The 12,644-nt window shown below is 69.4% G+C and carries 10 protein-coding genes and 1 pseudogene; all 11 read left to right on the forward strand.

Annotated elements, in window-relative coordinates; all coding sequences use genetic code 11:
• Window positions 1-156 precede the first annotated feature (156 nt).
• The 11 genes and pseudogenes from K2224_RS11065 (at window position 157) to K2224_RS11115 (ending at window position 12,448) form a co-directional block, all read left to right on the forward strand.
• Window positions 157-1,398: a nucleotide disphospho-sugar-binding domain-containing protein gene (locus K2224_RS11065; RefSeq protein WP_221906395.1), complete on the forward strand. Its 1,242-nt coding sequence runs from the start codon at window positions 157-159 to the stop codon at window positions 1,396-1,398.
• Between the two features lie 13 nt (window positions 1,399-1,411).
• Window positions 1,412-2,590 (forward strand): nucleotide disphospho-sugar-binding domain-containing protein, encoded by a 1,179-nt coding sequence (locus K2224_RS11070; RefSeq protein ID WP_221906396.1) that lies wholly within the window; start codon window positions 1,412-1,414, stop codon window positions 2,588-2,590.
• 180 nt (window positions 2,591-2,770) lie between these two features.
• The gene (locus K2224_RS11075) at window positions 2,771-3,916 is read left to right on the forward strand and encodes a nucleotide disphospho-sugar-binding domain-containing protein (protein ID WP_221906397.1); all 1,146 of its coding nucleotides are present in this window, start codon (window positions 2,771-2,773) and stop codon (window positions 3,914-3,916) included.
• Window positions 3,917-3,922: 6 nt separating this feature from the next.
• The gene (locus tag K2224_RS11080) at window positions 3,923-5,077 is read left to right on the forward strand and encodes a nucleotide disphospho-sugar-binding domain-containing protein (protein WP_260692514.1); all 1,155 of its coding nucleotides are present in this window, start codon (window positions 3,923-3,925) and stop codon (window positions 5,075-5,077) included.
• Window positions 5,078-5,215: 138 nt separating this feature from the next.
• Window positions 5,216-5,470: pseudogene (locus K2224_RS11085) on the forward strand (transposase family protein); the annotation flags it as partial.
• Window positions 5,471-5,752: 282 nt separating this feature from the next.
• Window positions 5,753-6,376 (forward strand): dTDP-4-dehydrorhamnose 3,5-epimerase family protein, encoded by a 624-nt coding sequence (locus K2224_RS11090; RefSeq protein WP_221906398.1) that lies wholly within the window; start codon window positions 5,753-5,755, stop codon window positions 6,374-6,376.
• A 311-nt stretch (window positions 6,377-6,687) separates the two neighbouring features.
• Complete coding sequence (locus K2224_RS11095) at window positions 6,688-7,461, forward strand: class I SAM-dependent methyltransferase (protein WP_221906399.1); 774 nt, start codon at window positions 6,688-6,690, stop codon at window positions 7,459-7,461.
• 75 nt (window positions 7,462-7,536) lie between these two features.
• The gene (rfbB, locus tag K2224_RS11100; RefSeq protein WP_221906400.1) at window positions 7,537-8,523 is read left to right on the forward strand and encodes a dTDP-glucose 4,6-dehydratase; all 987 of its coding nucleotides are present in this window, start codon (window positions 7,537-7,539) and stop codon (window positions 8,521-8,523) included.
• Window positions 8,524-8,701: 178 nt separating this feature from the next.
• Window positions 8,702-9,463, forward strand: a complete 762-nt coding sequence (locus tag K2224_RS11105; protein ID WP_260692516.1) for an NAD(P)-dependent oxidoreductase — start codon at window positions 8,702-8,704, stop codon at window positions 9,461-9,463.
• Between the two features lie 658 nt (window positions 9,464-10,121).
• Window positions 10,122-11,081 carry an NAD(P)-dependent oxidoreductase gene (locus K2224_RS11110; RefSeq protein ID WP_221906401.1) on the forward strand — a complete coding sequence of 320 codons (960 nt, stop codon included), beginning with the start codon at window positions 10,122-10,124 and terminating at the stop codon, window positions 11,079-11,081.
• Between the two features lie 116 nt (window positions 11,082-11,197).
• A complete protein-coding gene (locus tag K2224_RS11115; protein ID WP_221906402.1) occupies window positions 11,198-12,448 on the forward strand; it encodes an activator-dependent family glycosyltransferase in 1,251 nt (416 codons plus the stop codon).
• Window positions 12,449-12,644: the final 196 nt, after the last annotated feature.

Raw genomic sequence — 12,644 nt, forward strand, 5'->3', positions numbered from 1 at the left:
GTCCGCCGGCCGAGGAGCGGCAACAGTGCCCCGTGCCGGACTTCCGTACCGCTCGGCGCCGTGATCAGGCCGACGTCGATGTCTGCCCCGCTCCCGTCGGGACTTCTTCTTCACGAGGCGGATGCGGATCGCTTCGCTCATTCGAAAGGAGTTCGAGTGCGGGTTCTGTTTACCGTGTCCAACTGGCCTGGGCACTGGGCCTCTATGGTGCCCCTGGGGTGGGCGTTGCAGGCGGCCGGGCACGAGGTGAACGTCATGTGTACGCCATGCCAGACGCAACCGGTAAGCGGCGCAGGACTCATGCCGGTTCCGGTTCTCGAGGCTATGGACATGACGGTGCGGGGCCGGCTGCACAACTTCCGCATGGCCGAATTCGGCTCCTGGCCCTTTTCGGAACTCCCGCTGCACCCGCTCACCGGGAAACCGCTTGAGTCGCTCGATGAATTCGATATGAGTGCGTGGTCCCAGGAGAACCATGACTGGGCCATCGGTGTCACGACTCGGAGCAGTGACGCCGCGGTGGATTTCGCGCGCTGGTGGCGTCCCGATCTCGTGGTCCACGACATCATGAGCTTCGAGGGGCCGCTCGTCGGGAAGGTCCTGGACATTCCCGCCGTGTTGCAGCTGTGGGGGCCCGTCGGTCCGGACGACGACGTACCGGGAGCACCGCCGGGGGCGAGCTTCGTGCCCATGGACCCCAGTGGGGCGTTCCCCCGGCACGGCGTGGGGCAGATGGGGCCGCACGTCTATGAGCACGTGATCGACCCCTCTCCCACAAGCGCGCGACCACCCCTGAAGGCTGAGCGGCTGTCCATCCGTCATGTGCCGTACAACGGTCCTGGAGCGCGGCTGCCGCACGGCGAGAGCGGCTCTGCCGGACCGCGGGTGTGCGTGGTTTGGGGGACCTCCGTCAGCGGCATCTACGGGCCGGTTTCGTTCGCGGTGCCTCGCGTGGTGAACGCCCTCGCAGGGCTGGGCGCCGAGGTCCTCGTTCTGCTCGCGGGCGCCGACCGCGAGCGGATGGAGCGCGCGGGAGCACTGCCACCCGGTGTGCGGCTGATGGAGCGCACGCCGTTGCATTTGCTGATGCCCGGCTGCGACGTGGTCATCCACCACGGGGGCGCCGGCTGCGCCATGACCGCTCTGACGGCTGGAGTGCCGCAGCTGGCCATCCACACCGGCCTGGATCAGGAAGTGATCGCCGGCCGGATCGCCGGAGCCGGTGCGGCCCGGTCCCTGTCCAATGTCCAGGCGGACGAGGGGGCGATTCGTGCGGCCGTCACTTCACTCCTCACGGATCCCGCCCATGCGGTCGCCGCACGGAAACTGCGGGACGAGATGGAGTCCCAGCCCACTCCGGCGGCGCTGGTGTCTTCGCTGTCCGCCCTCGCTCAGTGAGTAGGAGACCTGCATGCGCGTCCTGGTGATGACGACTCCTGACCCAAGCCACCTGGCGACTTTGGTGCCGGTCGCCTGGGCTCTCCGTACCGCGGGCCACGAGGTGCTCGTCCTGGGGAGACCCGACAGCGCGGAACCGGCCCGTACGGCAGGGCTGAACTTCGTGAGTCTCGGCGAACCGTTCGACACCGAACAGATGGTGCTCAGTGACCTGGCACCAGGGAAACGCCCACTGGAATCCCGGCCGCGCGGCACGAAGGGCGGCTTCGGAGGTGTGTGGATCGAGCATGCGAAATCCATGGTGGAGGACTACCTGGGTTTTGCCCGCTCCTTCCGTCCGGAACTGATCATTTCCGATCCGCTGGAGTACAGCGCACTCGTTCTGGGAGCCTTGCTGAGCGTCCCGGTCGTTCACCATCGTTGGGGTGTCGATCCGATCGGCACGCCCCGGCTCCCCGCGGCCAGGGAAGAACTGCGCGGGACCTGCCGGTCGCTGGGCCTGGAAACTCTCCCTGAGCCCACGGTGGTCCTTGATTCCTGCCCCGGCGCACTACAGCTCCCGGAACTGAAGCCCGAGACCCCGGTGCGATATGTGCCGTTCAACGGCAGCGAGATGCTGCCTTCCTGGCTGCGTGCGGAGTGGGACCGGCGAGACTCGCGCTCCAAGCGGGTCGCCGTCTCCCTCGGCAGAAGAACCCTGGTCTACAACGGGGTGCCCTTCGTGCGGGCGCTGCTGCGCTCGTTCGCGGAGATGGCGGACGTCGAACTGATCGCCACCGTCGGCGCGGAGTACCGGGAGCGCATCGGTCCGGTGCCGGCCAACGTGCGGATGGTCGACCCTGTCCCGCTCCATCTGCTCCTCGGCTCCTGCGACGCCATCATCACCCATGGCGGTGCGGCCACCACCATGACCGCCACCCTCTTCGGGCTGCCGCAGCTCGTACTTCCGCAGATGGCCGATTGTTTCGCGCACGGCGACCGCCTGGCGGCCACCGGCGCGGGAATCAGCTTCGACACCGTGACCGCCCAAGACGATGCGGGGCTTCTCCGCGAGGCGCTGACACAGCTGCTCACAGATCCCCGGTACGCCGAGGCGGCCGGGTCCCTGCGCACGGAAATGGAGGGCATGCCGTCCCCCGCGCAGATCGCCTCCGATCTGGAGCAGCTCGCGCTCTCCCGCGCCCACAGCTGAATGGCGCGTCAGTACGCCGCTCGTGGTTCACGAAGGAACTTCGCCTTGCCGGCGGTGTGAACTCGCCGGCAGGCGCGGGCTCCTGGCCCTCGCGCACCTGGCTGGGCACCTGCTCACCTGACCAGCACTTCCCCTTCGGGAAGCAGCCCCCCGACAAGACGAGAAGAGAACGGTTCGCCCATGAAGATGCTGTTCGTCGCGGGCCCCACCCCGTCCAACGCGTTCGCTCTCGCCCCGCTCGCGACCGCGGCACGTGATGAGGGGCACCAGGTTTTCATGTCGACACTGAAGGAGCGGACATCGGTGGTGGCGGGGCTCGGCCTGCCCGCCATCGCCGCCACCACCAGTCCGATAGCCGACATCAAGGCCACGCGGCGCTCCGGCGAGCGGGAGATCGTCCCGGACGACGTGGACCACCCCGAGTTCATCCAGTACACGGGCCGCTGGTTCGGACGTGTGGCGGCGGAAAGCCTGGTACAGCTGCGGGAGGTGGCGGCCGGCTGGCGCCCGGACATCGTGATCGGAGGCCCGCACGCCTACGCGGCGGCGCTCCTGGCCCACGAACTGTCGGTGCCGTGGGTGCGGCACACCTGGGCCGCGCTGGACACCGTGGGCATCCACGTGGGCAGCGAGGGCGAACTCCAGCCAGAACTAAGGCAGTTGGGCCTGGACGGCATCCCGCAGCCCGATCTGCTGATCGACAACTGCCCGCCCGGAGTCCGGTGGGCCGGCGCCGCCCCCGCCCAACAGGTCCGGTGGGTCCCCATCAACTCCCAGAACCCCGTCGAACCGTGGATGTACACCCGCGGCGAGCGGCGCAGGGTGTGTGTGACAGGCGGAAGCATGGCCGCCCGGGACAACAACTTCGAGCTCATCCGGAGCATGGTGGACAGCCTCGCCGTCCTCGACGCCGAGATCGTCATCCCCGCGCCGGAGGAGGTCGCCGCCGAACTGCGCAACCAGTGCGACGGCATCCGGGCGGGTTGGATTCCGCTGGACGTGCTGATGCCGACCTGCGACCTCATCGTGCACCACGCCGGCGGCCTCACCGGACAGACCGCGATGATCTCGGGAGTGCCGCAACTGCTCCTGCCCCAGGAGAAGAAGGTCCGCCGCGCCGCGCAACTCGTCGCCGACTACGGTGCCGCGATCAACCTGCTGCCCGACGAGGTCACCCCCGACAGCGTCGCGAAGGCCCTCCAGACACTCATCGAGGACTCGGCTTACAAGGACAGGTCCCAGGCGCTCGGCCGGGAGATCGCCGCCATGCCGTCCCCGAGCGAAGTGGTCGGCGTACTCGAGGACCTGGCAACCCGCTCACGTTAGGGAGACATGTCGATGAGGGTTCTCTTCGTCACCGGCGGCGGCCAGGCGACCGTGTTCTCGCTGGCCCCGCTCGCCACGGCCCTGCGCGGCGCGGGCCACGAGATCTTCATGGCGGCCAACAGCGACCTGATGTCCGCCACCGAGGCGGCGGCGATCCCGGCGGTCTCGACGACCGACCTGCCGATCCGGCACTTCATCTCCCAGGACCGGCAGGGGCGGCCGGTGCCTCCGCCACTCGACGCCGGGGTGGCCGAGCAGGGCGTGTTCACCGGCCGCTGGTTCGGCCGTATGGCCGCCGCGAGCCTGGGCGTCCTCAAGGAGTTCACGGCGGCGTGGCGCCCCGATGTCGTCGTCGGCGGGACCATGACGTACGCGGCACCGCTGCTGGCGCGGCATCTCGGGGTCCCGTGGGTGCGGCTGGCGTGGGACGCGATCGACGCGACGCATGTGCACCCCGGCGCCGACGAGGAACTCCAACCCGAGCTGAGCGAGCTGGGACTGGCGCACCTCCCCGAGCCCGACCTGTTCATCGACGTGTGCCCGCCCAGTCTGCGGCCCGCCGCCGCCCGCCCGGCATCACCGATGCGGTACGTCCCCGCGAATCGTCAACGGCAGCTCGAACCGTGGATGTATACCCGTGGGGACCGCCGCCGGATCTGCCTCACCGCCGGCAGCCAGGTGACCCGCGACGGCCACCACAAGCTCTTCGGGTTCCTGACGCGTACGGTGGCCGAGCTGGCCCCGCTCGACGCCGAAGTCCTGATCGCCGCTCCCGACGGCCTCGCCGCCGACCTGCGCGAGACCTGCGGCGATGTGCGCGCCGGGTGGTTCCCCCTGGACGTCGTGGCCCCGACGTGTGATCTGCTCGTGCACCACGGGGGCGGCGTGACCAGCCTGACGGGCATGTACGCCGGGACGCCCCAAGTCATCGTCCCGGGCGCGGAGATGCTCGCCGACGCGGCCGAGCGCCTGGCCGGCTACGGCGCGGCCGTGACGCTGAAGACCGGAGAGGACGCGCCCGACGCCGTCGGTGCGGCATGCCGCGAGGCCGTCTCGGACGTCTCCTACGCCACCCGCGCACAGGCGCTCCGCGACGAGATCACGGCCATGCCGTCGCCGAACCGGATGGTGGCAGCGCTGGCGGATCTGGCGCACCGCTGAACGTTCCTTCGACATCGAGCCCTTTCCAACCGGTCGCTCCAGTCCGGCTGTTGGGCTGACAACGTGGCGAAGCCCCTGGCGGATGGGTTTTCGACCAGCATCCCGTGAACACGGGCCGATGCCGTGGCCGAGTCCGGGGTCAAGTGCTGGGCCGACAGAGGCCACCGGGGCGCCGGCGGCACGGTCCGTATCCCGTGCCGGGGCCGACGGGAGACCCCTTCCGCGGGCCAGAAGGCGGCGAACCGGTCCCACGCGAAGATCCGAGCGCTCGTTGAGCGGGCCGTCGCAACGCTCAAGTCGTGGCGGCTCCTTCGCGAACTGCGGTGCTCGACCACCCGGATCACCAAACTCGTGCAGGCCGTCCTCGCCCTTCATCTGACCAGCTCGGAGTGAGGATGGAAAACGCTCATTTCTTGTAAGAGCCCTGAAGTGGCGGTGTTGACGTCGAACAGGGCCGAAGATAGATTCCCTTTGGGGTTCGCATTACCTCATCTTCGATGAATCCCAGGTGCCCGCAGAGAGGTTGTTCACCTCGCGTGCGCTTCGGTTGTCCGCGATCCCGTGCCAGGCCCGCGCGGCCCGCCTGATCACTTCTTTCTCCACCGATGCCCCGGCTCCGCCGTGTGATGCACGGAAGATGTTCCTTGCCCATTTAACTCCTGTTCGGAGGGATACATGGAAGCGCGAAAGCTCGCTGTGCAGGGCGCGCTGGAATTCACCTCGCGGACGTTCTCCGACGAACGCGGCGTGTTCGTCGCTCCTTTTCAGCAGTCGGTCTTCGAAACCGCCAGAGGGGGACCGCTGTTCGCGGTCGCCCAGGGCAACCACAGCCTGTCCCGACGAGGCGTCGTCCGGGGCATTCACTACACCGTCGCACCTCCGGGCGCCGCCAAGTACGTCTACTGCGCGAGCGGGCGGAGCCTGGACTTCACCGTGGACATCCGGCGCGGCTCGCCCACGTTCGGCAAGTGGGAGGCCGTCCTCCTGGACCAGTCCGGCTTCCGTGCCGTGTACCTGCCGATCGGCGTCGGTCACGCCTTCGTGGCGCTCACCGACCACACCGTCATGTCGTACCTGACCTCGGCCCCGTACGTCGCGGAGCAGGAGCTGGCCCTCTCGCCACTCGATCCGGCGCTCGGCCTGCCGATCCCCGAAGACATCGACCCGATCCTCTCCGAGCGGGACGCCGCCGCCCCCACCCTCGCCGAGGCCGCGGAGCGCGGGCTGCTCCCCGACTACGAGCTCTGCCTGGAACTGGAGGCCCAACTGGGCACCGCTCAGGGGCGGATCAGGGACTGACCGGACCCCGCTCATGAAAGGCGTCATCCTCGCCGGGGAGCGGATGCGTCCGGCTCGACACGGGCACCCACGACTCGCTTCTGGAAGCCGGCCGGCACCGGATACGGGGCTCGTCCCATCGGCCTTGTCGAGGGGGCCCGCGGCGAGCCACCACGTCGCAGCGGCGACCGCCGCGCTCCTGCGAACGGCCTGACAACGGGCTGACGCCCTCTCACCACCACGCCATGGCCCGCAAGCCCGCACGGCTTCGCGGCTCTTCGGCCATCAGAAACCGAGCGAAGAACGAGAGAGAACGAGAGAGGAAGAGCACGATGAACAGTGACTACAAGGACCCCAAGGTCGTGCCGCACGAGTCGGAGCAGGAACGGGAATCACGCCTGCGCCTCACCAAGCTCCTGGCCGAGACGCCGATCCCGCCCGAGTACCTGATCGACAACCTCCCGGTGTACCTGCGTCGCCATCAACTGGCCGACCTGCTGGCCATGGACGCGCTGTACCGGATGGTCACCGATGTGCCAGGGGTGATCATGGAGTTCGGCGTTCTCCACGGGCGCCACCTCGCCTCCTTCACTGCCCTTCGCAGCATCTACGAGCCCTATAACTCGCTCCGTCGCGTGGTCGGCTTCGACACCTTTACGGGATTTCCCGATATCGCTGACATCGACCGTGCGACGCCCAGCGCGGTCGCCGGCCGGTTCGCTGTGCCCGAGGGCGAAGTGGATCACCTTCGTGCAGTGCTCGCCGCGCACGAACTGGGCGAACCCTATGGCCACACCCAGCGCAGCTTCGTGGTGCAGGGGGATGTCCGCAGTACGCTTCCCCAGTATCTGGAAGAGAATCCGGAGACGGTCATCGCCCTGGCTTACATCGATGTCGATCTGTATGAGCCCACGCTGGAGATCCTTCACGCCATCCGGCCGCACATGGTCAAGGGAAGCATTCTGGCATTCGATGAACTTGCCCACCCCAAATGGCCCGGCGAGACCAAGGCGCTGGCCGAATTCATGGAGCTCGGCAACGCGAAACTGCGCCAGCTGCCCCACCGTGAATCCCCGATCATCTATCTGGAGTGGGGGGAGAACTGACCCGCCGCCGCTCAGGCTCCAGCACCCCCACCACCGGCCTGTCGCCGGTGACCGTATGCGAATCGAGGCAGCGGCATGAGGAAGATCCTGGTCACCGGCGGCGCCGGTTTCATCGGCTCGCACTATGTGCGCACGCTTCTCGGCGGAGGCTACCCGGAGTGGGAGGGTGCGCATGTCACTGTCCTGGACAAGCTCACCTATGCCGGGAACCGCGCGAACCTCCCCGAGACGCACCCGCGCCTGACCTTCGTCCGCGGCGACATCTGCGACAGCGATCTGCTGCGCCGACTGCTGCCCGGCCACGACGCGGTGGTCCACTTCGCCGCGGAGTCGCACGTGGACCGCTCCCTGGAAGCGGCCGAGGAGTTCGTCCACACCAATGTGACCGGCACACAGCGGCTGCTCGACGCGGTCCTCGCCAGCGGTGTGCAGCGCGTCGTCCACGTCTCCACCGACGAGGTCTACGGGTCCATAGACGAGGGGTCCTGGACGGAGGACTGGCGGCTCGAGCCCAACTCCCCGTACTCCGCCTCCAAGGCGGCATCGGACCTGCTGGCGCGGTCGTACTGGCGCACCCACGGGCTGAACGTCTCGATCACCCGCTGTTCCAACAACTACGGTCCGTACCAGCACCCCGAGAAACTCATCCCGCTGTTCGTCACCAATCTGCTCGAAGGAAAGCAGGTGCCGCTCTACGGCGACGGCGGCAACATCCGCGAGTGGCTCCATGTGGACGACCACTGCCGTGCGATCGACCTCGTGCTGAACAAGGGCCGGGCCGGTGAGATCTACAACATCGGCGGCGGCAACGAGCAGACCAACCGGGCCATCACCGAACGCCTGCTCGCGCTGACCGGCTCGGACTGGTCCAGGGTCCGCCGGGTCGCCGACCGCAAGGGGCACGACCTGCGCTACTCCCTCGACGAGACGAAGATCCGCGAGGAGCTCGGCTACGCCCCGCGGATCACCTTCGAGCAGGGGCTCGCCGACACCGTGGCCTGGTACAGGGACAACCCCGCCTGGTGGAAGGGCACCACGCGGGGAGGCGGTTCGCAGACGTGAGGCCCCTCCTCCCGTGGCTCCGGCCGGCGGCGCCGGGCCGCACCGGGCGTGGGAACCCTCGCCGACAGCGGCACCGTCACCGAGTGCAGCTCCCGGGGCAGCGTGCACCCAGGCCCTGGTCGATCGAATGTTGGACTACGTCATCATCGTCGATGAAGGAATTCGTGGAGGCCCGCGGATGACCATGGAGATCTTGGGCAACGGATTCCTCGCCCGGAACCTGAGCCCTCTCGCGCACCGCCACCCGGGCACGGTCGCCATGGCGGCGGGCGTCTCCTGGGCCAGCGGCACTTCGGACGCCGACTTCGCCCGGGAGGCCGCACTGCTGACACAGGCCGCGGACCGGTGCCGTGCCACCGGGCGCCGGCTGCTCTTCTTCTCCACCGCGGCCACCGGCATGTACGGCGCGGTGGACGGGCCCGGCCGGGAGGACAGCCCGATCACCCCCTGCACCCCGTACGGTGCACACAAGCTCGCGCTGGAACGCCAGTTGCAGGACTCCGGTGCCGACCACCTGATCCTGCGTCTGGGGCACCTCGTCGGCACCGGACAGCCCCCGCACCAGCTGATCCCCGCCCTCATCCAGCAGATGCGCAAGGGCGCGGTGCGCATCCAGCGCGCCGCCGCCCGTGACCTGATCGACGTCCGCGACGTGGTCACCGTCATCGACCGGCTGCTCGCCCAGGGGCTCTGCGGCGAGACCGTCAACGTGGCCTCCGGTACGGCCGTACCGGTGGAGCGGATCGTCGACCACCTTGAGACCCGACTGGGTCTGTCGGTCCGCCGCCGGTACGAGGAGGCGGGCGCCCATCACGTCATCTCCACCGAGAAGTTGCGCGCCCTCGTCCCGGAGACGGCGGCCATGGGCTTCGGCCCCGGCTACTACCGGCGGGTGCTCGACGCCTTCATCGCGACGGCTGATCCCTCCACGGCGGCCTGATCGCCCTCCCACCGATCCCTCGGACGGCGCCGCATGCTGCCCGCGCGAAGGCGGCGCGGACCGGAGTGGAGAGCGCCGCGATCGCCGGCCGCGGCGCCGCCGGGGCCCGCGAGCCGGCCGGGCACACCGTTCACCACCGACAGGGGAGACATCATGGGCAAGCTCTCAAAGGCAGCATGGGGCACGGTGCCGAGCCGGGGCCCGGACGTCCTGGTCAACCCTGCGGGCGCGGTGGTCAAGGGCGTCCCGGAACAGCTCGTGCCGGACTTCTCCCGGCGCCTGGGCGCCCCGCGGAGCACCGTCAGCAGTGTGGTGCCGGGCGGCACGGACAACGGCGGCGCGCCGGCGCATCATCTGCGTTCCCGAGGCTCTCCGCGCGGTCCTGCCCACGCGCCGTCCTCCACGCGCGCCTTCCCTGGCGAAGACAACTCCGTGCTCCACCGCGGCGACACCCTGCTTCCCCAGGATCCAGTCGATCCAGTCGCCGTGGCCGACGCGTCCACCGCGCAGGTGGTCGGAGAAGAAGCGTCCTGCCCGTATGCCCTCCCTGTCGCCACGTTCGGGAAGCGGGACAGCCGGCGGTTGCCTGCCCCAGCGGCCGGCACTCGCCGGAACACCGCGTCATCGGGGGCGATCACATGCGTGTGGAGATCTCGACATGACACATGAGCAGCCTTGCGTGGGGGTACTGGGAGGCAGCGGTTTCGTGGGCCGGAACCTGCGCGCAGCCTTCCGGTCGTCGGGCGCCCGGGTCGTCAGCGTCTCCCGGACCCTGCCCGGCGGCGCCGGCGTCGACGATCCGGAGGGCGAGCGCTCCATCGCCTTCGACCTGCTCGCGGACGGACCCGCGGAACTCGGCGCGATGCTCGCCGACACCGGGGCGGATGTGATCGTCAATGCCGCCGGCGGCTACTGGAAGATGACAGGCCAGCAGATGTGGGGAGCCAACACGGAGTTGGTGTCCGCCCTGGTGGCGGCGGTGCGGAAGCTGCCGCACCGGCCCCTGCTGATCCAGCTCGGCAGCGTCCACGAGTACGGCCCCGGCAGCAGGGACGCCGGTATCACCGAGGAGCGGACACCAGCTCCGGTCAACGACTACGGCCGCTCGAAACTGGAGGCGGCACGCCGCGTACTGGACGCGGCCGGCACATCCGAGCTGAACGGCGTCGTGCTGCGGATAGCCAACATCATCGGCCCGGGCTTGCCGGCCGGCAGTCTCCTCGGCGACATCGCGGCGCACCTGAAGCGGTTCGCCCGGGACGGCGACGCCGCCGGCAGCGAACTGGTCCTCGGCCCACTGAGCGCGGAGCGTGACTTCGTCGACGTACGCGATGTCGCCGACGCCATACTTGCCGTGGCGCGCGCGCCACGGGCCGACGTGTCGGGGCGCGTCATCAACATCGGCAGCGGAGCGGCGGTCAGCGCGCGCCGAGTGGCAGAGCGGTTGATCCACCTCAGCGAACTGCCGGTCCGGCTGGTCGAGCGTGCCCGGACGGACACCTCCCGCAGTGACGTGGACTGCCAGATGCTGGACATCTCCCTGGCGCGGCGGCTGTTGGGCTGGGAACCGCGCCGGGACCTGGACGCCTCACTCACCGCGCTCCTCGCGGCCGCGTGAGCCCGCCCGGCCCCGAGCCACTGCGCTCCGCCCCTCCACCGCCGGTTCGTCCGCCCGTTGCCGGGTGAGGCGGCCTGCGGCCCTCCCTGCACGACACCCCCAACGGAGAAGCACCCATGCGTGTTCTGTTCGCCGTCTTTCCCGCCACCGCACATGTGCACCCGATCGTTCCGCTGGCCTGGGCCCTGCAGAACGCCGGCCACGAGGTACGGGTGGCCATCCATCCCGACGCCGTGGACCTCGTCACCAGCGCGGGCCTCGCGGCCGTGCCTCTCGGCTCCCGCGACAAGCTCGCCTCAGTGGTCGAGTTCAACGCGAATCCCGACCTGACCGACAGCCTTGACGACGCCCTGTTCCTGGACACCGCGGATACCTCCGGCTGGGAGGAGCAGTGGGAGAAGATGTGCAAGGTCCTGTCGCTCTACCGCCAGGTCCTGCCCGACTTGGTTGACTTCACCCGCGGTTGGAAGCCGGACCTGGTGGTGTGGGACCAGTTCTGCGTTCCGGCCGCGGTGGCCGCGCGGGTCAGCGGCGCGGCCCAGGCCCGCATGCTGTGGGGCCGCGACAACATCGGCTGGCTGCGCGCGCGGTCTCGGGAGCACCTGGCGGCGCGGGGGGCGCAGCCGCTGGAGGACCCGGTACACGCCCTGATGGAGGGCATGCTGACGCCCTACGGTCTGGAGTACGAGGAGGAGTTGCTGCTCGGGCAGTGGACCATCGACCCCATGCCGAAGGGGATGCAGCTGCCGGTCGACCTGCCGTTCGTCTCGATGCGCCGGATTCCCTTCAACGGGACGGCCTCCGTGCCCAGTTGGGTCAACGAGCGGCCCGAGCGCCCGCGGGTCTGCCTCACCCTCGGTGTCGGCGGGCGCGGCCGCCAGCTCTTCCGGCAGAGCGGTGTCTCGTTCGCCGAGGTCGTCGAGGCAGTGGCCGAGCTGGACGTGGAGCTGGTGGCCACGGTGGGCGCCGCGCAGCGGAACTCCATCGCCGCGGTGCCGGACAACGTTCGCCTGGTGGAGTACATACCGCTCAACTACCTGCTGCCGACCTGCTCGGCGGTCGTCTACCACGGTGGCGGCGGTACTTTCGCGGCCTCGGTGGCTCACCGGGTGCCGCAGCTGATCACGCCGATGCTGTTCTGGGGCGAGACCACCATCGCCAAGCACGTCGCCGACAGCGGCGCCGGACTGGTGATCGACAGCAACCGGTTCACTGCGGACGCCCTGCAGAAGGGGCTCACCCGGCTGCTCGAGGACCAGTCCTTCCAGGACGGTGCCGCCGCGCTGCACAGGGAGTGGGAGGAGACGCCCTCCCCTGCCGACCTCGTCCCGGTACTGGAGGAACTGACCGCCCGCCACCGCCGCTAAGGGGGGCGAGCCGGCCAAACGGACCCCCTGCTCGATGAGCAGGGGGTCTTTTTCCGTTTCCGGGCCTGATCGCGCAGAGTGCAGGCACCCGCCGAGAAGGGCGCGGTGCTGCGGCCACCGCGCCGGCCAGCACGGGTGCCGGGGCTTCGGGCCAACCGCATCGGTTCGGCGTCTCCCTACTGATCAGCGCGCTCGA

Origin of the sequence: Streptomyces sp. BHT-5-2, from assembly GCF_019774615.1 — a bacterium.
Classification (GTDB): Bacteria; Actinomycetota; Actinomycetes; order Streptomycetales; family Streptomycetaceae; genus Streptomyces.

Bases quoted from the DNA above. Each gene is read 5' to 3' on its own strand.
- K2224_RS11070 (WP_221906396.1), top strand. From the start codon at position 1,412: ATGCGCGTCCTGGTGATGACGACTCCTGACCCAAGCCACCTGGCGACT.
- K2224_RS11075 (WP_221906397.1), top strand. From the start codon at position 2,771: ATGAAGATGCTGTTCGTCGCGGGCCCCACCCCGTCCAACGCGTTCGCT.
- K2224_RS11080 (WP_260692514.1), top strand. From the start codon at position 3,923: ATGTCGATGAGGGTTCTCTTCGTCACCGGCGGCGGCCAGGCGACCGTG.
- K2224_RS11090 (WP_221906398.1), top strand. From the start codon at position 5,753: ATGGAAGCGCGAAAGCTCGCTGTGCAGGGCGCGCTGGAATTCACCTCG.
- K2224_RS11095 (WP_221906399.1), top strand. From the start codon at position 6,688: ATGAACAGTGACTACAAGGACCCCAAGGTCGTGCCGCACGAGTCGGAG.
- rfbB (WP_221906400.1), top strand. From the start codon at position 7,537: ATGAGGAAGATCCTGGTCACCGGCGGCGCCGGTTTCATCGGCTCGCAC.
- K2224_RS11105 (WP_260692516.1), top strand. From the start codon at position 8,702: ATGACCATGGAGATCTTGGGCAACGGATTCCTCGCCCGGAACCTGAGC.
- K2224_RS11110 (WP_221906401.1), top strand. From the start codon at position 10,122: ATGACACATGAGCAGCCTTGCGTGGGGGTACTGGGAGGCAGCGGTTTC.
- K2224_RS11115 (WP_221906402.1), top strand. From the start codon at position 11,198: ATGCGTGTTCTGTTCGCCGTCTTTCCCGCCACCGCACATGTGCACCCG.